A 22,985-nucleotide genomic window follows, 5' to 3' on the forward strand; every position below is an offset into this window, starting at 1 on the left:
ACTCTTTTTTAAAATACCTATAAGGGTATATTAACAAATAAAAAAATATCCGTCTAGTTTAGGAGATTGGAAATAATGTGCCGGTTAAAATAGTTGAAAATAAAACATCCGAGCGCCAGAGAGTTTCCTGCAGTCTAACGGTCCTTACCGCAAGACATGCAGATTTTTCTCATCTGTCGTTCGGATATTTATTTAACTCAGATCCTCAGTTATTACTGATTGCTAAGGTCTTCTCCATTGGTTTCGATGACTTTCTTGTACCAATCGAAAGATTTTTTCTTGGTTCGTTTCAAAGTCCCGTTTCCTTCGTTATCCCGATCCACGTAAATGAATCCGTAGCGCTTCTTCATTTCTCCCGTGCCGGCAGAAACTAGGTCGATACAACCCCATGTGGTGTAGCCTAAAAGATCTACACCGTCTTGTTCTACTGCATCTTTCATGGCTTGGATATGAGCAGCCAGATAATCGATACGATAGTCGTCTGCCACGTAGCCGTTTTCGTCCGGTTCATCCACCGCGCCTAAGCCGTTTTCTACAATAAACAGCGGCTTTTGGTAACGATCATACAGATCATTCATGGTGATCCGCAAACCTAATGGATCGATCTGCCAGCCCCATTCACTGGCTTCAAGATAAGGATTTTTTACTGATACGAAAATATTTCCCGCTGTTTGATCCAATAGCTTCGGATCTGTCGTAGAAACCCGCGAAGAGTAATAAGAGAAAGAGATAAAGTCAACGGTATGAGCTTTTAACAGCTCCAGATCACCGTCTTCCATTTCAATAGTGATTCCGTTGCGTTCCATTTCTTTTAAGGCGTATGCCGGATATTCCCCTCTCGATTGAACATCGATAAAGAAATAATTTTCTCGATCCGCTTTTCTGGAGGCCCAAACATCTTCCGGTCTGCAATTATATGGATAGTTGGCACCTGCCGCCAGCATACAGCCGACTTTATTTTCCGGATCGACTTCATGAGCGATCTTTGTGGCGATCGCACTGGCCAATAGTTCATGATGGGCAGCTTGGTATTTGACTTGTTCTTTGTTGTCGCCTTCTTCAAAATACAAACCAGCCCCCATAAACGGCGCGTGCAGGATCATGTTGATCTCATTGAAGGTCAGCCAATATTTGACCAGTCCTTTGTAGCGATTGAAGATCACTCGGCATAAGTTTTCGTAAAAACCTACTAATTCCCGTGAACGCCAAGCGCCGTATTCTTTGATCAAATGCATTGGGCAATCAAAATGGGTAATAGTCACCAATGGTTCGATGCCGTATTTTTTACATTCGTTAAAGACGTCTTCGTAAAATTGCAAGCCAGCTTCGTTAGGTTCTTTTTCATCACCTTTAGGGAAAATCCGGCTCCAAGCGATCGACAGACGATAGGTTTTAAAACCCATTTCCGCAAATAACGCGATGTCTTCTTTATACCGATGATACATATCGATAGCGACTTTTGCTGGGTAAAAATGTTCATCATCAAAGTCGAACATCTTCATTTCACCAGTGATCACCGGAAAACGGTCTTTGCCAATGGGAACTACATCCACGTTGGCTAATCCTCGACCGTCTTCTGCATAGCCGCCTTCGCATTGATTTGCGGCAGTCGCGCCGCCCCATAAGAAATCTTTTCTAAATCCCATTTGTTCTTCCTCCTAAATCTATTCGACAGTCACTGCGGGTTCATCGATCGTGCGGGCGATCTCGTCTTGAACCGTAATTCCTTCTGCTTCTAATTTCTCGATTGCCGCTGAAAATTGCGGCAGATGTTTTTTATGAGCGATAAACAATTCGTCCATGATCCGCTTCGCTGTTTCTCCAGAACGAATCAACGGATTGATAGTGAAGGCCTGTAAAGCCGTACCATAATCACCAGTTACTGCCGCTTCGATAGTCACCAATTCCATGTTCTTCATTACTTGCAGCCAACCGCGTTCTGCTGTCGGCAATGGTCCGAAAGCAACGTTTCGAGCTCCTTGTCCGCCGACATAGGCAGTGACTTCCACTACACAATCCGCCGGCAGATCAGGGACTGCACCGTCGTTGATAGTTGAAACTACGATTTGAGTTTCTTTATTGGCATAGATGGAAGCGATGGTTTCGCAAGCTGCATCAGAATAATAAGCCCCGCCGCGTTTTTGCAACTGTTCTGGTTTGTGATCCAGATGTGGATCTTTGTAAAGTTCGAACAGTTCTGCTTCGGTTTCCTTGACTTGCTGGGCCCGTGTTCCGATTGTTTGATATTCCTCCAGGGCATGATCCAACATTTCTTCTTCACGATAATAATAGCGATGATAACCGCATGGAATCATCTGCATTTGCTCTAGTTGTTCTTTGTAAAAAGGAATATCAAAAATATTTTTCGGCAATCCATTGTCTTCGTCATATAATCGATCGATCAATTGCTGTGTGACATCATTGCCTTTTTTGTCAGCGACTTTATGCCAATGGAAATGATTCAATCCAGCGAACTTATAGATCAATTCATCTTTTGGAGTATCCAGAAGATCCGGCTCCGTCATCATAGCCATCACCGGCACATTGCACAATCCAATGACCCGCGGCCATTTTCCGTAACGGATCACCGCTTCAGTCACCATTCCGCTTGGATTAGCAAAATTGATCAGCCAAGCATTCGGACAAAGGCGTTTCATTTCTTCCACGATTTCTAAGATCACCGGAATCGTACGGAAAGCTTTGAACATCCCGCCGGCGCCGTTGGTTTCTTGCCCCAACATGCCATAATAAGCCGGGATGCGTTCGTCTTTAACTCGGGCATTCAGCTGGCCTACCCGAAATTGTGTCGTTACAAAATCAGCGTCTTTCAACGCCTCTTCACGGTCTAATGTCCGATAGACCTTGACATCATAAGGTGAGGCATCCCACATCCGCTGTGCCATCTCACCAACGATTTCTAATTTTCCTTTTCCTTCTTCTACATCTACTAACCAGATTTCCCGGATCGGCAATTCATCATAACGTTTGATAAAGCCCTCCATCAATTCCGGTGTATAGCTGCTGCCGCCGCCAATCGTTGCAATTTTGATTCCTGTCATATTCTTGCTCCCTTCTTTTTGTTTACAATTTAATTATCAATTTTGTAAATAGCAGTTGCAATATTTCCTCTTAAAGTTCAAATAGTATTTACAGAATCGATATTTTTTCAATCAACACTTTGTAAATAGCGTTTACATTTTTGGGCTTTTTGCCCATTTTGATCCATAAATACAGTATGATAGATTTACAAACTATAAAGGATCTATGTAAAAAGGAGAAACCCATGCTGTTAAGTGAAAAAATGAAACAAACCGATTTTTCTGCCGCTGAATCTGCGGTGATCGAGTATATTTCCCATCATTCAGAAAAAATCGGCGAAATGACCATCAAGGAGATCGCTCAAGCAACTTTCGTCCATCCCTCCACATTGATCCGTGTCGCCAAAAAACTTGGCTACGACGGGTGGTTGGAACTGCGGGAAGTTTTTTTGACCGAACAAAACTATCTTCACAGTCATTTTACTGAGGTAGATGCGAACCTGCCTTTTTCTGCCACCGATGGATTGATGACGATTGCCAATAAGTTGGCGACATTGGAACGGACCACTATTGATGATACCCTCTCGTTGCTGACTCATGATACGCTGCAGCAAGCAAAGCAATTGTTACTGAAAGCAGAGAAGATCAAGATCTTTGCCAGCAATGCGAATACGCTGATCTCACAGGATTTCGCCTTGAAAATGAAGCGAATCAAAAAAGATGTTGAGATCGTGACCACTTTCGGTGAATCCGCTTACGAAGCATCCAACTGCTCGGCAGATACTTGTGCCATCCTTATTTCTTATACCGGTGAAAATAAAATGATTCTGCAGACTGTAGATCTTTTAAAGAGAAATCAAGTACCGATCCTCGCGTTGACCAGTATCGGTGAGAACACTTTAGCAAAAGTCAGCGACGGGGTTTTACATCTTACGACCAGAGAACGCCTATATTCCAAAATCGGTAATTTTACCATCAATACTTCTGTCTGCTATCTTTTAGACCTGCTGTACAGCTGTACTTTCGCTGATAATTATCAGCAGAATCTCAATCATTTGATCCAGATCGGACAAGAAATCGACAAACGGCCGACATCTTCCGCCATCATGCAGGAAAAACCTGTCGCTTCATTGATCCATGATTCTTTTCTGCCTAATTGAACACATCAGATAAAAACAAGCGGACAGATATTTTTAAGCTATATCTATCCGCTTGTTTTTGATTAAAAGACTGATCAGATCAGTGCAGTAATCAGTTCATCACCTGTTGCGACAGCTTTTTCTTGATTTTCTAAAATATCCAGATAATCCTCCGCATTGGTCACAATGATCGGTGTTTCCACGCTGTACCCTGCGTTTTGGATCGCTTCGATATCAAAGGTGACTAATTTTTGACCTTTCTTCACATGCTCTCCTTGCAGGACATGTGCTTCGAAATATTTTCCATCTAATTGAACGGTGTCCAAACCAATATGGATCAGTAATTCTAATCCGCCTTCTGAAACTAAACCGATAGCGTGTTTCGTTGGAAACAGTGTCATCACTGTACCATCAAAAGGTGCCACCACTTCTCCTTTTTCAGGATAGATCAAAACACCTTTACCTAATGCTCCTTGAGAAAATGCTTCATCTTTTGCCAGAGATAACGGTGCGATAGTTCCTTGCAATGGTGTTTCAATGGTTTCTTTAGCGATCGTTGCTGTCTCACGGATTGGTTCTTCCACTGTGTCATCCTTCCAGAAGAAGAATGTCAATGTAAAGCCGATCACCGAAGCGATAGCAACGGCGATCAATGCATAGATCATCCCACTCATATCGCCGGTTTCAGTATTCACGTAACTAGGAAAGCCAAACACACCTAAACCACCCATATTGTAGCTTCTAACGCCCATCGCCGCCATGAATGCGCCGCTGATCCCGCCGCCAATCATCGAGAAAATAAATGGTTTTTTCTTAGGTAGTGAGAGTCCATAGATTGCCGGCTCCGTCACACCACAAATTCCGGAAATCACAGCCGGGATAACTAGCGCTTTTTCTTTTGGATTCTTCAGTTTGAAATACATCGCAAATACAGCTGCAGTTTGGGCAAAACTTGCACCAAATGTACCTACTAATGTCGAATACCCTAAAGTCGACAGCTGGATCATAGCGATTGGAATCACGCTCCAATGTAGTCCAAAAATAACCAATACTTGCCACACTGTACCTAAAACAAGACCAAAAAGAAGCGGTGAGAAGTTCATCAGCGCATCAAATCCGCCCGCCAATAAATTCGTCAAAAGACTGATCACTGGACCAATCACCAAAAATCCAAGAGGGACGGAGAGTAATAACACAAAGAATGGAACAAAAAAGGCATGAAGTAATTCCGGCAGAGCCTTTCGCACAACCTTTTGAAACTTACTAGCGATCCAAACGACAAAAATCGCCGGTACTACAGAACTTGTGTAGTTCGTTGCGACTAATGGGATACCTAAAAAAGTAGTGTAGACAGGACTAGCGAACAAACTGCCGTCAAACAGTGTCATGATCGGTTCCCCTGCTGCAGAAAAAGCGTCCAACTGCAGACTTGGATAAACAAGCGCCGCACCAATTGCCAAGCCAACATATTGATTGAATTTGAATTTTTTCGCCGCTGCTACAGCTACTGCGATCGGCATGAAGTAAAACAACGCGTCTCCGATGCCATTGAGCATCTGATACGTACCGCTAGTTGTCGTTAAAACTCCCGTCGCAACCAACAAAGCATTGATCCCTTTGATCATCCCGCTGGCTGCCAATGCCCCTAGAAACGGCTGAAAGACGGAACTGATGATATCGATCAAACGATTGAAGATTCCTTGATCAGATGAATCTTCTGCGCCTTCATTGGTGATTCCGGCGATCTCTACTACATCTTCGAATACAGCCGGCACATGATTGCCGATAACTACTTGATACTGTCCGCCGCTTTTCATGACTGTCACGACGCCGTCCATATTTTTCAATATGTCATCTTTTGCTTGTCCTTCATCTTTCAACTTGAATCGTAAGCGGGTGATACAGTGGGTCAAACTATTGATATTTTCTTTGCCGCCGACATTTGCTACGATCTTTTTCGCTAATTCATGATATTTTCCCATTTTGATTCCTCCAATTTTATTTTGATTGAAGGTTTAGCCAACTGAATGTCACTATCCAAGCCGCGATCTTGTTTAAGATCACGCAGGCAGATGGGTTCTGCGCAAATCGCTTCGTTACTTGGGTATTTCTCTTTGATCCTCCTTTCCTTTAGTTATCCTCAACGACTCTTTTGCACTAAACGCGCAATATGAATCGTTAAATACATTTTTTCATCGCTAGACATCTGATATGCATATTTGTCTTTGAGAAATTGATCGATCTTCTCAACACATCGCAATGCGTTACTATATTTTTTAGTAACGATCTGCAATAGTTCCTCTTCAACTTCTCCATCATGGATCGTTTGACTGGTGACCCGCGATAAAAAGAACCGCAGATGAGTGGTGAACCGATAAAAATAGACAGAATCTTCGTCAAAATCGATTTTAAAATAATAGCGGACGATATTTAAGATGTCTTGCAAAGTTTTGGTGAATTCGTACATATCCTCTTGGCTGCTGTCGGTTTGTCCGTTAACTAAGTGAAGCGCGATAAACCCTGCTTCATCTTCCGACAACTGGGTATGATAATATTGACTGATTTTCTCTATTGCACGCTTTCCTACCCCAAACTCTTTTGGGAAAAGGCGTTTGATGTCCCATAACAAAATATTGGGTACTTGAATACCATTCTTGCAACGCTCGATAGCAGTATATAAATGATCGGTCAGCGAAATATAAACTGAGTCATTCAATGCGATCTCAAGAGTGGATTTTGCATATTCAACGATTTCATCGGCAAGCGCCAGATACTCTATAGGAATATCATTGACTAATTCTTGAAACTTCTGAGAAGTCGATGTATCAGATAAATGGAAGATTTTATCGATTTTTTCCGATTGAACAAAATCCCCGATGCGTTTCCTGAACGCTAATCCTCTGCCCATTGCGACGATCTCATTGTTCCTTTGATCTTTCGATACGATTACATTGTTATTTAAAATCTTCTCGATCCGCACTTTTCTGAACTCCTTTCCATAAAAAAAGCCTAATCAGCATGAAAACGCCTCTGATTTCACGCAAATTAGGTTTAGCTTGTACTGAAACAATCACTATCCACTATTCTTATTAATTAAAATATACCGAGTTTGAAAAGGAATGTCAACGTTTTTTAAAGCGCTTTATTTTTTTAGATAGAAAATCAGAAGGGGAGGTCTGAAATCCTTTCTAAAAGTCACTCATGGCAAATTTACGGATACAAAAAAACCGTTTCAAGCATCCGCAAACAGCGGACTTGAAACGGAGCTTCTTATTCATGTTCATTCAAATACTTCTTCAAACGATCGACTTCATCGTGATTTACCGTATGTTCCCCGTCCAGCAAAAGGAAATGGACATGTGGAAAGACTTGTTCTAGTTGTTGCGACAATGCCAATGCTTCACCAGGCAAGCTGATCCTGTCTTGAGCACCGCTTGTCAGGACGATATCGGTTGCGGCATCTGTCGCTTCGAATTGATAGACGAAATTACTTGGATGAAGTAAAATAACCGTATCAGCAAGTTGTGGCGCTTTTTCCAGCAACCCTAGGATGAAATTGGCACCGTTAGAATAGCCGATCAAAACCGTTTTGTTCTTTTTCTCTACGTTGGGCCATTCGTTTTCGAGAAAATCAGCTGTTCGCTGTTCAAAATCGGTACGATCCAGTTTTCCAGCGACTAGAGGGGCAAAAAAGCGGCGGTCTGATCCGTTGCCGGATTCTCCTAAATAGCTGAGAACGCTGGCATCTGGATAGAGTGCTGCGATCGTTGACAGCAGTTGATATTCATTTCCGCCAGTTCCATGAAAAGCCACGACTAACGTCTCATCTTGGCCTTGTTGAAAAAATTTTTCCATAATAACCTCCTAAAAGAAAGGATTTTTTGTATGAATGCACGTATCCATCACATTTCGATTTTAAATCGTTTCATTAAACCTACGTTCGATTTTTATCATAATACACTTGGCTTAAAATTACTAATGAAAACGATCAATCAAGACGATCATACCATGTATCATCTCTTTTTCTCCGATGACCATCAACGGATCGGTACTGAACTGACTTTTTTTGAAGTTCGTGAAGGAGAAGACCATAAATTCGGTACCAACAATATCGAACGGACTGTTTTAAAAGTCCCTTCTGAAGCATCGTTGGAATTTTGGCAAGAACGTTTGGAAGCGGCAGATATTTGCCACTATGGAATCGAAACTTTCAACGGCCGTCCAATCCTGCGTTTTGAGGCTCCTGATAACACCCAAATGTCATTGACACCGTTGCGGGAATTTGAAAGCGCCAGCGATTACTATCCATTCCAACATGGAGATATTCCTGTAGAGCACGCGATTTTAGGGATCGATGCAATCCAACTAAGGGTCCAATATCCTGCAGCTACTGAAAAAGAGCTGACGGATTTATTAGGCTGGGTACGAAAAGGTGAGACTGGATTTTTCGATACAAAGAAACAAGTCACCGTTTTGGAAAATCAAGAAGAAACATTTTATCAAGAAGTTCATTTAATCCACGATATCCACAGTCCGTTGGCGGATCTTGGTATCGGCGGTGTCCATCATGTCGCTTTTGGTGTGAAAGATGTGGCAAGACTACATGAGTTGGATGAATTATTGAATCAGCGGAACTTCAACAATTCCGGCGTGAAAAATCGTGAATTCTTCCAATCCCTATACTTCCGCGAACCAAACCGGATGCTGTTTGAGATCGCTACTGAAGAAGGTTCATTGGACCCATCTGCTTACGCGGATCAAGGAGATTTTTTTGATGAAATTCCTTTATATTTGCCCCACTTTTTAGAAAATGACCGAGAAGAATTTGAACAAATCTTAGCCAAACAACAGCACACGAAATAAAAATAAAAAATGTCCGAATGAAAGGATGCAACAACTTTCGTTCGGTCATTTTATTAATAAGCTAGTTTTCTTCAGCTGTTGGCTGAAAATAATTTTGTGCAGCGGCTTTTTTCAAGCGGTTCATATAAGCGGTCCCTAATCCGGTTTCCGGAAAGACTTCCACTAAGATCACATCCAGATCGATCCATGATTCGTCAAGCGCTCTTAGTCCTGCAAACAAACCTTTGGCGGCGGCATCAACGGTATCTTGTGGATACATGTAGACCGCGGCGGTATCATAACGCATCTGTTCAGCGATTTGAGGTCCTGCGATCACCCCGGCACGGATCTTCTTGTCCTTGATCCATGCTAAGGCAGCCGGCCAATCTTCTGATTTTACCATCAGCACTTTCGTATCCGGAGCATAATGTTTATATTTCATCCCCGGCGCTTTTGGCGTCTCCGATTCTTTGACCAAATGTTTGTCCACATTGATCGTTGTTTGCAGCTCTTTTTCCAAATCTTCTTTAGTGACTGCACCCGGTCGTAAAATCAATGGTGCTTTTGTCGGATCGCTGAGATCAAGGACTGTTGATTCTACGCCGATCGCTGTCGCGCCATCTTCTAAAATACCAGCGATCTTTCCTTTAAGATCGTGATACACATGCTCGCTGGTAGTGGGACTTGGTTTCCCTGAGGTATTCGCGCTAGGACCGACAAGCGGCACACCAGATTCTTTGATCAATGATAACGTTTTTTTATTATCAGGCATTCGAAATGCCGCTGTGGATAACCCGCCAGTGACAACTGCCGGTAAAACGCCATTTTTGATGGAAAAGATCAATGTTAACGGTCCAGGCCAGTATTTTTCAACGATTTTTTCCGCTAATGGATGGATTTTATCCACAAATGGAAGCACTTGCTGAAAATCTGTCACATGAACGATCAGCGGATTATCGCTAGGCCGCCCTTTTACCTTAAAAACCTGTGCTACTGATTCAGGCAAAAGCGCATTAGCTCCCAATCCATAGACGGTTTCTGTGGGAAAAGCGATCAGCTCTCCTTCTTTGATTTTTTGTGCCGCAGCGGCTATTTCATTTTCTTCATATATTTTTGTTTCCACAGTTTATTCACAACCTTTTTCCATAAAATGACTTAGTTTTCAACATTTTCGTTTTTCTTTTCCACATTTTGTGGATAAATCATTTGTCAAGTGTGCATAACCTTGTTGATAAGTTTTTAACTTGTGGAACTATTGATGCTGCTTTGTTTTTTTAATGTGAAACATTTTGAAAAAGTTTTTTTCCACAAGTCCTTTCAACTGACTACAATCATCCGATCAAGTTTTGCCATATCTTGAAAAATCTGAACTGATTTTTTAGGGAAGGCTTTACTAAAAATCTCTTTGACCGCTGCTCCTTGCTGAAAGCCGATCTCCAAAAAGATCTTTCCGTCAGGCTTTAATAAATCACGGCTTTCCAGCGCCAATTTTTGATAGACCGCCAGACCGTCATTTTTCGCAAATAGCGCCGTTTTAGGCTCGTACATCCGCACACTTTCGTCCATAATCTCCCATTCTGCTTCACTGATATAAGGGGGATTGGAAATCAAGATATCGATCTTTTCACCTGGGAGCGGTGCTAAAGTATCTCCTAAACGAAAATCAATGTCTGCTTGCAGCTGTTGGGCATTATGTTTCGCAACAGTCAGCGCGGCTTCGGAAATATCAGTAGCGATCACTTGCCAAGCTGGCCGCGCCAGTTTCAAGCTGATGGCGATCGCGCCGGTACCGGTGCCGACATCTACGACTTTCAGCTCCTCCTCTGAGGTTTTCTTTAAGCACAATTCCACAAGTTCTTCTGTTTCCGGTCGAGGAATCAATGTCGCCGGTGTGACCTGCAGACGATGTCCATAAAAATCAGCGTAGCCTAAAAGATATTGCGGCGGCTGATCTTGCAAAAGTGCGGCGAGATCTTCTTGGATCTGTTTCTCGTCTTCTTGAGAAATCTCCTCATTCATTTTCAACAGCCAGTCGGTTTTTGTCCAATTTTTTCGTTCTAAAAACAAAAATTGGATCCCATAACCTTCTTTCCCCTGTTCTTCTAAAAAAGAAGAAGCCCGTGTCAGGACTTCTCGATACGTTTTTTTAACCATTTTGCATTTCTTCCAATTTCGATGTTTGATCATACAAAATCAACGCATCAACGATTTCGTCTAATTTCCCAGCTAAGATTTGATCGAGTTTTTGGATCGTCAAACCAATCCGGTGATCAGTTACGCGGTTTTGCGGGAAGTTATAGGTACGGATCCGTTCCGAACGGTCTCCTGTTCCGACAGCCGATTTACGAGTAGCGTCGTATTCGCTTTGAGCTTCTTGCGAGATCTGATCATAGACCCGTGCTCGTAAAACTTTCATCGCTTTTTCGCGATTTTTAAGCTGTGAGCGTTCGTCTTGCATCGCTACCACGATACCAGTAGGAATGTGTGTTAAACGAACTGCGGAAGCTGTTTTATTGACGTGCTGTCCGCCGGCACCAGACGCGTGGTAAATATCTACCCGAATATCTTTTTCATCGATATCGGCATCCACTTCTTCCGCTTCAGGCATGACAACGACCGTCGCTGTGGAGGTATGGATCCGTCCTTGTGATTCAGTAGACGGTACCCGTTGTACTCGGTGTGCGCCGCTTTCGTATTTCAATTTTGAGTAGACGTTCTCGCCGGTAATCATCATGATGACTTCTTTGTAGCCGCCGATACCGGTGATATTGGCATCCATCACTTCGACTCTCCAGCCTTGTGCTTCCGCGTATTTTTGATACATATTGAATAAATCGCCGGCAAATAATGCCGCTTCGTCACCGCCGGCAGCGCCGCGGATCTCCATGATGATATTTTTGTCGTCGTTAGGATCTTTGGGTAATAACAAGATCTTGATTCGTTCTTCTAATACTTCTTTTTCTTTTTTTAAATCGGATAATTCTTCTTTGGCCATTTCCGCCATTTCCGCATCCAGATTTTCTCCTAAAAGCTCTTCGGTGTCTTTGATTCCTTGGACCACTTCTTTGTAACGACGATACACTTCTACGGTTTCCCGTGTATTGGCTTCTTCTTTAGAAAGCTGCATAAAGCGTTTCGTATCGGAAATGACTTCAGGATCACTCAACAATTCGCCTAATTCTTCATAGCGATCTTCAATTGCTTGTAATTGATCGTACATTCTTGCTCTCCTTTTCTGATCGTTTGATCTCAGGATGGAAATAATGGTGTCGGCAGACAGGATAATATGCTTCATTCCCGCCGATTTGGACTTGGTCGCCTTCATAGACCGGTTTTCCATCGATATAATGCAGATTCATCGTTGCTTTTTTGTGACAGAACCAGCAGATCGTTTTCATCTCTTCGATTTTATCCGCGTACAATAGCAAATATTTTGACCCTTCAAACAGTTCATTGCGAAAATCGTTTTTCAGGCCAAATGCCATCACGGGAATATTCAATTCATCTACGACTTTCGTAAAATCCAAAACATGTTTTTTCAATAAAAATTGCGCTTCATCGATCAAAACACAATAAGGTGTGAATGGCAGTTCACGGATCAATGTAAAAACATCAGTCTCTTCAAAAATAGGAATCGCTTCTCGTTCCAAACCGATCCGGCTGGAGACATTTCCGACACCTGCCCGAGTGTCCAAGCCGCTGGTCATGATCACAACCGGCTTGTCTTGTTCTTCATAATTATGAGCGACTTTTAAGATCTCGATCGTCTTGCCGCTGTTCATTGTACCGTACTTGAAAAATAATTGTGCCATCTTTTATCCTCCGCTTTACTCCTTTGGTATTATATCGGAAATTCAGAGTTTTTTACAGTCCTAAAATTTCTGATACGTCAAAGGAACGTTGTCTGCCCGCGTTTTTTCCAACAATAATTTTTTCTTCAAATTTTTTGTCAGTCTGCCGATTCAGCTTTTTCTTTGATAGACAGCATCCAACTGCCGCTGGTTCTTGATGACATGTGTTTTTTCCGGATAGTTTTGCGCGATTGCCGCAAAATGCTGCTGTTTTTCAGTACTTCTGCCTTCATACAAGATCCACCGTAAAAAGTCTCTATCGATTTTTTCAATACAGCCTGGCGCCATATCAGGGCGTGTCTGGTTGTGATACTTGATTCTGCGGGCGATCACTCTGCGTAAGGATGCCCATCGAGAAAATGTCAGAATAAAGATACAGTCTGCTTGTTCTAAGCGTTCTTTCTGATAAAAGCTCCCATAATTACCTTCAATGATCCAATCATTTTTTTCAAGAAAAGAGGCGACGATCGCTTTGGCTTCGGATCGCTCTCGTTCCTGCCAGCCGCTTGTAAATTGGACAGTGTCAAGATGCAAAACAGGAAGCTTCAATGTATTGGAAAGATACCTAGCCAGTGTGGATTTTCCGCTGCCGGAAAACCCTAAAATCGCGATCTTCATTTGAATCCCTCTTTTCTTTAAACGCTTTTTCTGTGGATCTTTTTATAAAAATTTCTATATAATGATTCGAAAAAATTTTTATTTATGACTTTCTGGCAATTTCTGCCTCTATAAAAGAAACCGCGATCTCAAACGCTTTGATGCGCCGTTTCGCCAACGTGATCTGAGATTTATAACGTGCCGCGTTTTCTTTTGCCTCAAAGGTTTTGACCGTTTCGTACAGCTTGTGCAGTGTTGAATCGATCTGCCGTTTTGCTTCTGTTAATTCTGCAAGTTCATACTCCATTTATTTTCCTCCCTTGCATTAACGTTTTGCCAAACGATCGTTGCGATCGCTTTTTCTTTTTCCGCTGATTTTATCGCCAAGACCGTTGTGATCGGTTCATCTTCTGTGATGGCGGAAACGACTGATACCGGTTCATCCAACGCAATCTCTTCTTCAAAACGCATCGCTAACTCTTTGATTTGATTTTCCTTTAAGAATTCCATTGGCAGGCTGTCCAGCATCCATTCGTAATAATAGATATTATAAACATGCTGATTGTAGTCTAAATGACTGTACTTAGGCCGGATTTGGTGCACGGGATTTTCCGGTAATTGACTGTTATCTGCTCGTTTAAAGCGATACAACCGTTTAGAAAATTCTGCGCCGAATGCTTCACCGACTTCTTCTGAAATTGGATAGATTTTGCGAGTCTCTAATCGCAGCAGCGAAAGCGACATCAAGATACTACCGATTTGCTGATGATCTTCCGCAAAGAGATCAAAACGGCGATAGATAAAAAATTTATTGTACGTTGTGGCATACACATCGATAGTGATGGTCTCTTTATACCGTGGAAATCGCTCAAACCAGCATTCCGCTTCATTAATGATCCAATTGATCCCTCGTTGTGATAGATAAGCCGGGCCGATCCCAACAAGGTCGCTTTGTTCATAAGAAACTACTGTACAAAAATCAAACAATCGGGAAAGTTTAAGCTGTTGAAATGGGTCGATATCGGGGTAATTTATTTGAAACGTCTTTGTATATTTTTTTGTCATTGTATAACCTTCTTCTATTTTGCTTGCCTCCGTATCATAGCAAAAGTAAGAAAAAAATCAAAACAAAAAAATAGGAACCGTGTGGAAATCTTCTTGAATAAATGCAAGATTCAGTAGTATCTTCTCGATGACTTTAAATGGGTATAAGAAGTACATTCTTTTTCAAAGAGCAGCAAAAAAGCCCCGCTCTTTCGCAAGGGCGGGGAAAGAGTTCGTATATTTTTATCTAACAAGTTATCTGAGTAAAAACTTTAGAGATAAAAAACTGCTTTTTGAAAACTTTTCCTTTGATTTTATAAAAAATATCCCGTTATGAATCAATATTTCCTCAGCACTTTAAAGGCATCTGTCACCTGTTCAAAGCCAAGTTTAGGATAATAATTCATTGCTTCAGGTGCCGCAAGCAGCACAAGTGAAATCTTAGAACCCAAATCTTGCCTTAATGTCGTCACTAGCTTTTTACCGATTCCTTGCCGTTGATAAGTTTTATCCACTGCCAAATCAGAAATATAGCAGCAGTAAGAACCATCTGAAACACCTCTTAATAGACCTACTGCTTTTCCGTCTTGCCAAGCGGTGTATAAAATATTAGCATTGTCTCGCATTCTTTTTAATCGTTGCAAATCGTGAATTGGTCGTCGAATACCAGAATTTTCAAAAATCCTGCGCATCTCGTTAATAGAAAGTTTTTTGTTTTTTTCAATGGTCATCATGACTATCCCTCCCGATGAATTCGAAACATATTGGCTGTTTTTTCGTATCCGATTTTTTGATAAAACGTTTGGGCTGTTGCTTCTGCTCGCAACGTCAGCATGACACGTTCCCCCAGATAATTCTGGACCTCCGCCAATAAGCAACTGCCGATTTTCTGTCTTTGATATTCAGGAAGAATTGCCAATTCACTGATATAACAAAAATACTCAAAATCTGTCAAACAGCGGACAAAGCCTACCAATCGCGTATTATCCCACACACTGATCATCAAAGGTGTTTCCCTCAACATTCGCTGAAGTCGCTTCTCATCGTTGATTGCTTTGTCAAAACCAACCCTTTGATAGATCTCCGCAATTTGTTTTGGTGCTACTGTTGTATTTACTTTTAACTCCACCATATCCATCCCTCGCTTTGCCCTATTATAGCGATTTTCTCCACAAAAAAACCACTCTTTTTTATAGAGTGGCAAAAAAGGCCCCGCCCTTTTACAAAGGCGGGGAAGGAGTTAAAAATGAAAAGTGTTTGGGTTGTTTGTTGGTATGGATATAGAATAACTGGAATTTGTGAATTAATTGTGTTCAAATAATAATATTTCTTTTAAGAACAAATTCCTTAGAAAAAATGATATTTCACACAAACAAGGAAAAATATCGTAATTTGAACAAGTTTGCTATACTTAAGTTATCGAATTTTATGTTAGGAGAATTCCATGGATATCCGGAGATTATTTCAGCGCAATTTGCGGAAAAGCCGCTTTTTTATTGCTAACAATGTTTCATCGATCCAAGTGATCGTTTTTTATTATCTGATAATGACTATTTTGTCATTGATCCTATTTTATTTGCCGATTTTTCGACAGCCAGGTTCCAAAGCTTCTTTTATTGATCTGTTGTTTATGGCCATCAGTACCGTCAGTGTAACAGGGCTGTCAACCTTCAATATCAATCATATCTTCAATGATCGCGGAGTTCTGCTGCTGGAAATTTTATTTCAAGTAGGCGGTTTGGGGATCATGATGATTTCTACTTTCTTTTTTATCGTATCAAAAAGAAAAATTTCTCTAAAACAGCGGCAATTGATCATGACCGATATGAATCAGCCTCGGCTTAGCGGGATCGTTCGATTGATCCGCACGACTTTTGTCATACTTTTAGCAGCGCAGGCTGCTTTTGGAGTGCTTTTTTCGATTTATTTTTATATCCGAGGTTATTATCAAAATTGGCGGGACGCGATTTTTTATGGTTTTTATCAATCTATTTCCGCTGTGACCAACTCAGGCTTTGACGTTACCGGCGACTCGATCCGGCCTTTTGCCAACGATTATTTCTTTTTGATCGCCATTATGATCTTGATTTTTATCGGCGGAATCGGCTTTCCGGTCTTGATGGACATACGGGAATGGTTTTTATATAAGAGAAAACGGCACAAGAGCAAGCTGCCTTTTCGTTTCTCTCTATTTACCAAAATTGCTGTATTGGCTTTTGTCATTTTATTTATTGGCGGAGCATTGTTGATTTATATGTTGGAAAACAATCATTTATTTGCCGGCATGACTCCTGGTGCGAAATGGATCAATAGCCTTTTTTATTCTATGACAACTCGGAATGCCGGTCTTCAGATCCATGATCTCAATCAATTTCAAACCACGACACTGATCATATTCTCACTGTTGATGTTTATCGGCTGCAGTCCCAGTTCTGTCGGCGGCGGTATTCGTACGACGACAGTTGCGATCATTGGACTGTATCTTTATTCCTTCTTAAAAAGCGAAGACAACATCAACGTTTTTGGTCGCAGGATCAGCGAGACAGATGTCCGCAAATCAGTAGTCGTTTTTATGCTTTCTTTAGGAATGTGCTTTTTCAGCGTTCTTTTCTTAACAGCAATCGAAGATCAGCCTTTGATCGCCATCATCGTGGAAGTCACCTCGGCTTTTGGTACTACCGGTTTATCACTGGGGATCACCAGCGATCTGACGACTACTGGGAAAGTGATCATTGCGATCTTGATGTTCATCGGACGGATCGGAATGCTCTATACTTTGTTGCTGTTCGTTCCGAAAGAAACACGAGATTTAGGTTACGAATATCCTACCGAACAGATCATTATCGGCTGATAAAGGAAAATTTTCTCTAAGCTTTCACTGGAAACAAAAACACAACGGTCACTTTTTTCTCATACTGTGGTATGATAAATTGACTTATTTTTACAACAATGTTACTTACTCAACTGGAGGCAAATATATATGGGTTTACGAAGTCAACTGGCGATCACAGTCGGCAAGACATCACAATGGTTTTTAAAAACGTTTCTGAAGGGCGGTTCCAGTTATCCTGGTAAACTAGCGCTGAAGATCGATCCTAATATTTTACAGCATTTCTCAGAAGATTATGAAGTGATCGTTGTCACGGGGACCAACGGGAAAACTTTAACAACGGCTTTGACTGTGAATATCTTGAAGCAGGAATATGATGAAGTCCTGACAAACCCCACAGGTGCCAATATGGTACAGGGGATCGTATCGACTTTCCTTTCTGCCAAACCAAAAAAAGGGCAAAAGAACTTTGCCGTATTAGAGATCGATGAAGCGAGCTTGAGCAAAGTCACTGAATACATCAAACCAAAATTATTCGTCTTTACGAATATTTTCCGAGATCAAATGGATCGTTACGGTGAAATTTATACTACTTATCGCTTGATCGTAGAAGGTGCGGCAAAATCACCTGATGCGACGATCTTAAGCAACGGCGATTCACCAATCTTCAATTCATTAGAGACGGTCAATCCCCGCAAATATTATGGTTTTGATCATTTGCCGGATGAAGAACAAATGGCTCACTACAATACTGACGGCGTATTGTGTCCTAACTGTCATCACATCCTGCATTACAAAATGATCACTTATGCAAATCTTGGTAAATATTATTGTCCAAATTGCGGCTTCCACCGTCCTGAATTGGACTACCGTTTGACTAAAATGGTGGCGATGGACAATACTTCTGCTGATTTCATCATCGATGGTCAAGAATATGGGATCGCAGTCGGCGGTATGTACAATGTTTATAATGCGTTGGCCGCGACAGCAGTTGCTGAGTATTACGGTGTCGCACCGGAAAAAATCAAAGCTGGGCTAGCTTATGATGAAAAAGTCTTCGGACGTCAAGAAGTGATCGAGATCGACGGCAAAAAATGCACATTGGTGTTAGTAAAAAATCCGGTTGGTCTCAATCAAGTTATTGATATGATCGGCTTATCACCTTATGAATTTTCTTTAGTCTGTCTTTTGAACGCCAATTATGCTGACGGAATCGATATCAGTTGGATCTGGGACGGAAATCACGAAGCATTTGCTGCGATGGATATCCCTAAAGTGATCGCAGGCGGTGAACGGCATGAAGACATGGCACTGCGTCTTAAAGTCGCTGGTATCCCAGAAGAGAATTTGTCTGAGACCAAAGACCTCGATGAAGTGATCGAAGACATCAAGTCACTGCCGACAGAACATGTATATATCTTGGCGACATATACAGCTGTCTTGCAATTACGGAAAAAATTAGCTGAAAAAGGTTATATCAAAGGAGGAATGGATCGTGGGTAAGTATGAATTATCCCTCGCCCATCTTTACGGCAATCTTTTGAACACATATGGCGACAACGGAAATCTATTGATGCTGCAATATTTTGCTAAAAAATTAGGTATCGATATGACTACCGAAGTCGTAAGTATCCATCAGGAATTCGATCCTGAAAAATATGATCTGGTTTTCTTTGGCGGCGGTCAGGATTTTGAACAGTTGATCGTTTCTCAAGATATCCAAGACAAAAAAGAAGCATTGATCAAATATATCGAAGATGAAGGCGTAATGTTAGCGATCTGCGGCGGCTATCAATTATTAGGACATTACTATATGGGCGCCCAAGGTGAAAAAATCGAAGGAATCGGTGCGTTGGATCACTATACATTGAGTCAAGACAACAACCGCTTTATCGGAGATATCGTGATCCACAACGAAGAATTCAACGAAACATATTATGGTTTTGAAAATCATAATGGTCGGACTTTCCTAGGAAAAGGCGAACGACCATTGGGCAAAGTAGTGGACGGACACGGAAACAACGGTGAAGATCAATCAGAAGGAGTTATCTACAAAAATGTGTACGGCTCCTATTTCCACGGACCATTGTTAGCTCGCAATGAACAACTGGCTTACCGTCTGTTGAAAACCGCTTTGGAAAACAAATACGGCAAAGATGTAGTTCTGCCGACATTAGAAGAAATCGCCTAAAAAAGAACTTGAACCACAACCTTATTGTGGCTCAAGTTCTTTTATTTTGTTATAACTATTTTTCCATATAATGGAAGATCCGACACTTCCGCAAGTAAAGCCAGTTGGTGACTTTCCACTTCAAGTGAAGTCAGAAAAGCAATTTCTTCGTACATTTTTCGTTTAGCAGTATCTTCCATTCCTTGAACATTTATCGGATAACTGACTGCCTGCAACGTCAGATCCTTGCTTATTGCTGCAGCCTCCAAATCGGAAAACGTACCGGTAAGCAATACAGGATATTTCTTTTCTTCTAAAAATGAACTCAGTTTCTGCTGATCAAAAGAATCCGCCTTTTCCTGAGAAAAATCTCCGATGAGCAATTGCAGCATCTTGCCATTCGCTTCAGTAAGTCCCGTCAGCAATTTTTGTTGAGAACTTGCAGAGCTGGCGGCATCAACTAAAAGTTCCTTTGGTAAGATCGGTTCTTTAGATAGGAGCGCTCTGCCTGTTTCCAGATTTTCTACAGCCTCCAAATCATTCGTCCAAGTCCAATAATACTCGCTGTCTTGGATCTGAAGCAGCTCGACTAAACGCAACGCCGTATTATCCTCGCGTATCATCGCTTCATTGCCGGTAGAACAATAGGATCCATCCACAAAACCCGGTGATGCTTCCGCCTGTTGAAAAACGCCTTCTAAACAGACGAGATCAAAATCTTCCGCAATGATTTTTTCAGCTAATTCTTCTAGTACTTCTTCTGCGGACTTTTTATTCAAATCCACTGTCAAAATTTTTGTCATTTTCTAAGCCCCTTTTTCACTGCCTATTCTCAGAGTACCATTATTTTTAGCTGCTAGCTATGTTTTAAAAATTCTTTTGAAGATACAGGCACTGATCTTTTTACTTATTTCTGATAAAAATCGACAGCTTAACGCAATCGGTTTCGTTAACAAAGTGATTTTATTTCTTTTCTTCTTTGCTGATTGAGTATTTTATTTTAGAGTCTAATTTTATAAAAAGCTTATATCATGATTGGTTTTATTGCTTATTTTTGATGATGTTCAAAATAAGTTTTCTGACTTTTTCAAAAATCCCTCTTGACTTATGCAACCGTTTGCGTTTAGTATTAAGTAAACAAACAGACTATTGGAGGGAACTCAAATGAAACAGATCCAGCGTCTATTCGACATCGATCCTTGGAAAGTTTCTACAACCGAATTAAGTAAAGAGCATCGCCGGCTGCAAGAGTCTTTAACAAGTATCGGTAATGGCTACATGGGGATGCGGGGAAATTTTGAAGAAAGTTACAGCGGCGACCATCATTTAGGAACGTATCTGGCCGGCGTCTGGTATCCAGATAAGACTCGTGTCGGTTGGTGGAAAAACGGCTATCCAGAATATTTCGGCAAAGTCATCAATGCAGTCAATTTTATTAAGATGGATCTTTTTATCAATGATAAAAAAGTCGATTTGAATCTGATCCCGCCTCAAGATTTTTATCTTGAACTGGATATGGAAAAAGGGATCTTGTCTCGTTCCTTTACTGTAGAATTAGCAGAAGCTAAGGTCCGTTTCCATTTTGAACGATTCTTGAGTATCGTCAAAAAAGAATTGGCGATGATCCGGATGCAAGCCGAAGTATTAGAAGGTGACGCGAAAATCACTGTCCTTTCACAGCTTGATAATAATGTTCGCAATGAAGACAGCAATTATGATGAATTGTTCTGGGAAGGTGTCGACTGCGGCGTGACAAATGACATGACCTATCTGACTGTCCAAACCATCCCTAACCGCTTTGAGATCGAACGTTTTACAGTTACGGCCGCGATGCAGCATCAAGAAAAATGTGCTGAAACTACCGCAACCCCATTGATGGCCAGTGACCGTTTCGAATTTCAAGCCGCTGCTGGCGAAACTATCACTTTAGATAAAAAAGTGATCATATTGACCAGCCGTGATGTGCTGCCGGAAGAGCAGGTCGAAACCGCTGATAACTTGTTCGCGCAATACCATCAATCTTATGAAGAATTAAAATCCGAACAGATCGACGCTTGGAAAAAACGTTGGGAATTAGCTGATGTACAAATCGGCGGCAACCCTGTCGCACAACAAGGGATCCGTTTCAATCTCTTCCAATTATTCTCTACTTACTATGGTGATGATGAACGGTTGAATATCGGACCAAAAGGCTTCACCGGCGAAAAATACGGCGGCGCTACGTATTGGGATACAGAAGCGTATGCAGTGCCTCTTTATCTCGCTTTGGCCAAACCAGAAGTTACTTTGAACTTGTTGAAATATCGTCATAACCAATTGCCGCAAGCTTTCCACAATGCACAACAACAAGGATTGAAGGGTGCTCTTTATCCAATGGTGACTTTTACCGGTGTAGAGTGCCACAATGAATGGGAAATCACCTTTGAAGAGATCCATCGTAACGGTGCTATCGCGTATGCCATCTACAATTATACCAACTATACTGGCGACACAAGCTATTTGGAAAAAGAAGGATTGGAAGTCTTAACTGCTATCGCACGTTTTTGGGCAGACCGAGTTCATTATTCCAAACGAAAACAAAAATACATGATCCACGGTGTCACTGGTCCTAATGAGTACGAAAACAATATCAACAATAATTGGTACACCAATAAAATGGCTGTCTGGGTCTTGGATTATACATTAGAAAATTACCGCCGCTTTGAAAAGACGGCATTGGTTGAAATCTCCGATGAAGAGCAAGTAAAATGGCAAGACATCATCGATAATATGTATTTCCCAGAAGATAAAGAGTTAGGGATCTTCGTTCAGCATGATACTTTCTTAGATAAAAATCTGATGCCGGTATCAGAGCTTGATCCTTCTAATCTGCCATTGAATCAAAACTGGTCTTGGGATCGCATCTTGCGTTCTTGCTTCATCAAACAGGCGGATGTCCTGCAAGGAATCTATTTCTTCCAAGATCAATTCAGTCCGGAAGAAAAACAGAAAAATTTTGATTTTTACGAACCGATGACGGTCCATGAATCTTCCCTTTCTGCTAGTATCCACGCTATTTTGGCGGCCGAGTTGGGCATGGAAGAAAAAGCATTGGAAATGTATGAACGAACAGCGCGGCTTGATCTGGACAATTACAACAACGATACCGAAGACGGTCTGCATATCACTTCCATGACTGGCAGTTGGCTGGCTATCGTGCAAGGTTTTGCGCAAATGAAGACCGATCATGAGTCATTGCGTTTTGCACCCTTCTTGCCGAAAACTTGGGAAAATTACGCGTTCCATATCAATTATCGCGGTCGTTTGATTGCTGTCAAAGTCACAGAAGAAAATGTGCGTTTAAAATTAGTCGAAGGAGAACCGTTAGAAGTCGCTCTTTACGAAAAACCAGCTATATTGAAAGATGAATTATCTGTGGAAATCCCAGAGAATAAAGCATCAGAAGAAAATCCAGAATTTCTTTATTTGTAATAG

The 22,985-nt window shown here is 41.5% G+C and carries 21 protein-coding genes; 6 read left to right on the forward strand and 15 right to left on the reverse strand.

All coding sequences use genetic code 11. The annotated features are described in order from the left end of the window. Positions 1-212: 212 nt before the first annotated feature. Both EFB00_RS04105 and EFB00_RS04110 read right to left on the reverse strand, forming a co-directional pair. Positions 213-1,646 carry a 6-phospho-beta-glucosidase gene (locus EFB00_RS04105; RefSeq protein ID WP_122645649.1) on the reverse strand — a complete coding sequence of 478 codons (1,434 nt, stop codon included), beginning with the start codon at positions 1,644-1,646 and terminating at the stop codon, positions 213-215. Positions 1,647-1,664: 18 nt separating this feature from the next. Further along, positions 1,665-3,059, reverse strand: coding sequence for a 6-phospho-beta-glucosidase (locus tag EFB00_RS04110; protein WP_122645650.1), 1,395 nt, complete (start codon positions 3,057-3,059; stop codon positions 1,665-1,667). A gap of 224 nt (positions 3,060-3,283) precedes the next feature. Between EFB00_RS04110 and EFB00_RS04115 the strand changes: the two genes are divergently transcribed. After that, the gene (locus tag EFB00_RS04115; RefSeq protein WP_122645651.1) at positions 3,284-4,198 is read left to right on the forward strand and encodes a MurR/RpiR family transcriptional regulator; all 915 of its coding nucleotides are present in this window, start codon (positions 3,284-3,286) and stop codon (positions 4,196-4,198) included. 74 nt (positions 4,199-4,272) lie between these two features. Here the strand turns inward: EFB00_RS04115 and EFB00_RS04120 are convergent, their stop codons facing one another. The 3 genes from EFB00_RS04120 to EFB00_RS04130 all read right to left on the reverse strand — a co-directional run bounded on the left by EFB00_RS04120 (position 4,273) and on the right by EFB00_RS04130 (position 8,032). Beyond that, positions 4,273-6,159, reverse strand: coding sequence for a beta-glucoside-specific PTS transporter subunit IIABC (locus EFB00_RS04120; RefSeq protein ID WP_122645652.1), 1,887 nt, complete (start codon positions 6,157-6,159; stop codon positions 4,273-4,275). A 158-nt stretch (positions 6,160-6,317) separates the two neighbouring features. Beyond that, complete coding sequence (gene licT, locus EFB00_RS04125; protein ID WP_122645653.1) at positions 6,318-7,157, reverse strand: BglG family transcription antiterminator LicT; 840 nt, start codon at positions 7,155-7,157, stop codon at positions 6,318-6,320. Between the two features lie 290 nt (positions 7,158-7,447). Next, positions 7,448-8,032, reverse strand: coding sequence for an alpha/beta hydrolase (locus EFB00_RS04130; RefSeq protein ID WP_122645654.1), 585 nt, complete (start codon positions 8,030-8,032; stop codon positions 7,448-7,450). Positions 8,033-8,062: 30 nt separating this feature from the next. On the opposite strand from EFB00_RS04130, the gene EFB00_RS04135 reads away from it, so the two are divergent. Then, positions 8,063-9,040, forward strand: coding sequence for a VOC family protein (locus tag EFB00_RS04135; RefSeq protein WP_122645655.1), 978 nt, complete (start codon positions 8,063-8,065; stop codon positions 9,038-9,040). Positions 9,041-9,101: 61 nt separating this feature from the next. Here EFB00_RS04135 and EFB00_RS04140 read toward each other — a convergent pair whose 3' ends face one another. The 9 genes from EFB00_RS04140 to EFB00_RS04185 all read right to left on the reverse strand — a co-directional run bounded on the left by EFB00_RS04140 (position 9,102) and on the right by EFB00_RS04185 (position 15,643). Then, on the reverse strand, positions 9,102-10,142 hold the full coding sequence (locus EFB00_RS04140; protein WP_122645656.1) for an L-threonylcarbamoyladenylate synthase: 1,041 nt from the start codon (positions 10,140-10,142) through the stop codon (positions 9,102-9,104). 194 nt (positions 10,143-10,336) lie between these two features. Next, positions 10,337-11,173 (reverse strand): peptide chain release factor N(5)-glutamine methyltransferase, encoded by an 837-nt coding sequence (gene prmC / locus EFB00_RS04145; protein WP_122645657.1) that lies wholly within the window; start codon positions 11,171-11,173, stop codon positions 10,337-10,339. After that, a complete protein-coding gene (gene prfA / locus EFB00_RS04150; protein ID WP_122645658.1) occupies positions 11,166-12,239 on the reverse strand; it encodes a peptide chain release factor 1 in 1,074 nt (357 codons plus the stop codon). Before prfA ends, prmC begins: the two co-directional genes overlap by 8 nt. Beyond that, positions 12,214-12,831 (reverse strand): thymidine kinase, encoded by a 618-nt coding sequence (locus tag EFB00_RS04155; RefSeq protein ID WP_122645659.1) that lies wholly within the window; start codon positions 12,829-12,831, stop codon positions 12,214-12,216. Before EFB00_RS04155 ends, prfA begins: the two co-directional genes overlap by 26 nt. Positions 12,832-12,981: 150 nt before the next feature. Beyond that, on the reverse strand, positions 12,982-13,488 hold the full coding sequence (locus EFB00_RS04160; protein WP_122645660.1) for a P-loop NTPase family protein: 507 nt from the start codon (positions 13,486-13,488) through the stop codon (positions 12,982-12,984). A gap of 82 nt (positions 13,489-13,570) precedes the next feature. Then, positions 13,571-13,774 carry a hypothetical protein gene (locus EFB00_RS04165; RefSeq protein ID WP_122645661.1) on the reverse strand — a complete coding sequence of 68 codons (204 nt, stop codon included), beginning with the start codon at positions 13,772-13,774 and terminating at the stop codon, positions 13,571-13,573. After that, positions 13,750-14,532, reverse strand: a complete 783-nt coding sequence (locus EFB00_RS04170) for an acyl-[acyl-carrier-protein] thioesterase (RefSeq protein WP_122645662.1) — start codon at positions 14,530-14,532, stop codon at positions 13,750-13,752. The genes EFB00_RS04165 and EFB00_RS04170 overlap by 25 nt, the downstream gene beginning before the upstream one ends. Positions 14,533-14,849: 317 nt before the next feature. Continuing rightward, a complete protein-coding gene (locus EFB00_RS04180) occupies positions 14,850-15,245 on the reverse strand; it encodes a GNAT family N-acetyltransferase (RefSeq protein ID WP_122645664.1) in 396 nt (131 codons plus the stop codon). A 2-nt stretch (positions 15,246-15,247) separates the two neighbouring features. Next, positions 15,248-15,643 (reverse strand): GNAT family N-acetyltransferase, encoded by a 396-nt coding sequence (locus EFB00_RS04185; protein ID WP_122645665.1) that lies wholly within the window; start codon positions 15,641-15,643, stop codon positions 15,248-15,250. Positions 15,644-15,955: 312 nt separating this feature from the next. Here EFB00_RS04185 and EFB00_RS04190 point away from each other — a divergent pair, with 312 nt between their 5' ends. The 3 genes from EFB00_RS04190 to EFB00_RS04200 all read left to right on the forward strand — a co-directional run bounded on the left by EFB00_RS04190 (position 15,956) and on the right by EFB00_RS04200 (position 19,532). After that, positions 15,956-17,362, forward strand: coding sequence for a TrkH family potassium uptake protein (locus EFB00_RS04190; RefSeq protein WP_122645666.1), 1,407 nt, complete (start codon positions 15,956-15,958; stop codon positions 17,360-17,362). Between the two features lie 129 nt (positions 17,363-17,491). Then, the gene (locus tag EFB00_RS04195; protein ID WP_122645667.1) at positions 17,492-18,844 is read left to right on the forward strand and encodes a Mur ligase family protein; all 1,353 of its coding nucleotides are present in this window, start codon (positions 17,492-17,494) and stop codon (positions 18,842-18,844) included. After that, the gene (locus EFB00_RS04200; protein WP_122645668.1) at positions 18,837-19,532 is read left to right on the forward strand and encodes a type 1 glutamine amidotransferase; all 696 of its coding nucleotides are present in this window, start codon (positions 18,837-18,839) and stop codon (positions 19,530-19,532) included. Before EFB00_RS04195 ends, EFB00_RS04200 begins: the two co-directional genes overlap by 8 nt. Positions 19,533-19,573: 41 nt before the next feature. Here EFB00_RS04200 and EFB00_RS04205 read toward each other — a convergent pair whose 3' ends face one another. Then, a complete protein-coding gene (locus EFB00_RS04205) occupies positions 19,574-20,314 on the reverse strand; it encodes an exonuclease/endonuclease/phosphatase family protein (protein WP_122645669.1) in 741 nt (246 codons plus the stop codon). A gap of 361 nt (positions 20,315-20,675) precedes the next feature. On the opposite strand from EFB00_RS04205, the gene EFB00_RS04210 reads away from it, so the two are divergent. After that, the gene (locus EFB00_RS04210) at positions 20,676-22,982 is read left to right on the forward strand and encodes a glycoside hydrolase family 65 protein (protein WP_122645670.1); all 2,307 of its coding nucleotides are present in this window, start codon (positions 20,676-20,678) and stop codon (positions 22,980-22,982) included. The last annotated feature ends 3 nt before the right edge of the window (positions 22,983-22,985 follow it).

This window comes from Enterococcus mediterraneensis, from assembly GCF_900604485.1.
Taxonomy (GTDB): domain Bacteria; phylum Bacillota; class Bacilli; order Lactobacillales; family Enterococcaceae; genus Enterococcus_C; species Enterococcus_C mediterraneensis.

What these genes read in the sequence shown, in the direction of transcription:
- EFB00_RS04105 (WP_122645649.1), bottom strand. Translation starts at nt 1,646, where the DNA reads ATGGGATTTAGAAAAGATTTCTTATGGGGCGGCGCGACTGCCGCAAAT.
- EFB00_RS04110 (WP_122645650.1), bottom strand. Translation starts at nt 3,059, where the DNA reads ATGACAGGAATCAAAATTGCAACGATTGGCGGCGGCAGCAGCTATACA.
- EFB00_RS04115 (WP_122645651.1), top strand. Translation starts at nt 3,284, where the DNA reads ATGCTGTTAAGTGAAAAAATGAAACAAACCGATTTTTCTGCCGCTGAA.
- EFB00_RS04120 (WP_122645652.1), bottom strand. Translation starts at nt 6,159, where the DNA reads ATGGGAAAATATCATGAATTAGCGAAAAAGATCGTAGCAAATGTCGGC.
- EFB00_RS04130 (WP_122645654.1), bottom strand. Translation starts at nt 8,032, where the DNA reads ATGGAAAAATTTTTTCAACAAGGCCAAGATGAGACGTTAGTCGTGGCT.
- EFB00_RS04135 (WP_122645655.1), top strand. Translation starts at nt 8,063, where the DNA reads ATGAATGCACGTATCCATCACATTTCGATTTTAAATCGTTTCATTAAA.
- prmC (WP_122645657.1), bottom strand. Translation starts at nt 11,173, where the DNA reads ATGGTTAAAAAAACGTATCGAGAAGTCCTGACACGGGCTTCTTCTTTT.
- prfA (WP_122645658.1), bottom strand. Translation starts at nt 12,239, where the DNA reads ATGTACGATCAATTACAAGCAATTGAAGATCGCTATGAAGAATTAGGC.
- EFB00_RS04155 (WP_122645659.1), bottom strand. Translation starts at nt 12,831, where the DNA reads ATGGCACAATTATTTTTCAAGTACGGTACAATGAACAGCGGCAAGACG.
- EFB00_RS04160 (WP_122645660.1), bottom strand. Translation starts at nt 13,488, where the DNA reads ATGAAGATCGCGATTTTAGGGTTTTCCGGCAGCGGAAAATCCACACTG.
- EFB00_RS04165 (WP_122645661.1), bottom strand. Translation starts at nt 13,774, where the DNA reads ATGGAGTATGAACTTGCAGAATTAACAGAAGCAAAACGGCAGATCGAT.
- EFB00_RS04170 (WP_122645662.1), bottom strand. Translation starts at nt 14,532, where the DNA reads ATGACAAAAAAATATACAAAGACGTTTCAAATAAATTACCCCGATATC.
- EFB00_RS04180 (WP_122645664.1), bottom strand. Translation starts at nt 15,245, where the DNA reads ATGATGACCATTGAAAAAAACAAAAAACTTTCTATTAACGAGATGCGC.
- EFB00_RS04185 (WP_122645665.1), bottom strand. Translation starts at nt 15,643, where the DNA reads ATGGTGGAGTTAAAAGTAAATACAACAGTAGCACCAAAACAAATTGCG.
- EFB00_RS04190 (WP_122645666.1), top strand. Translation starts at nt 15,956, where the DNA reads ATGGATATCCGGAGATTATTTCAGCGCAATTTGCGGAAAAGCCGCTTT.
- EFB00_RS04195 (WP_122645667.1), top strand. Translation starts at nt 17,492, where the DNA reads ATGGGTTTACGAAGTCAACTGGCGATCACAGTCGGCAAGACATCACAA.
- EFB00_RS04205 (WP_122645669.1), bottom strand. Translation starts at nt 20,314, where the DNA reads ATGACAAAAATTTTGACAGTGGATTTGAATAAAAAGTCCGCAGAAGAA.
- EFB00_RS04210 (WP_122645670.1), top strand. Translation starts at nt 20,676, where the DNA reads ATGAAACAGATCCAGCGTCTATTCGACATCGATCCTTGGAAAGTTTCT.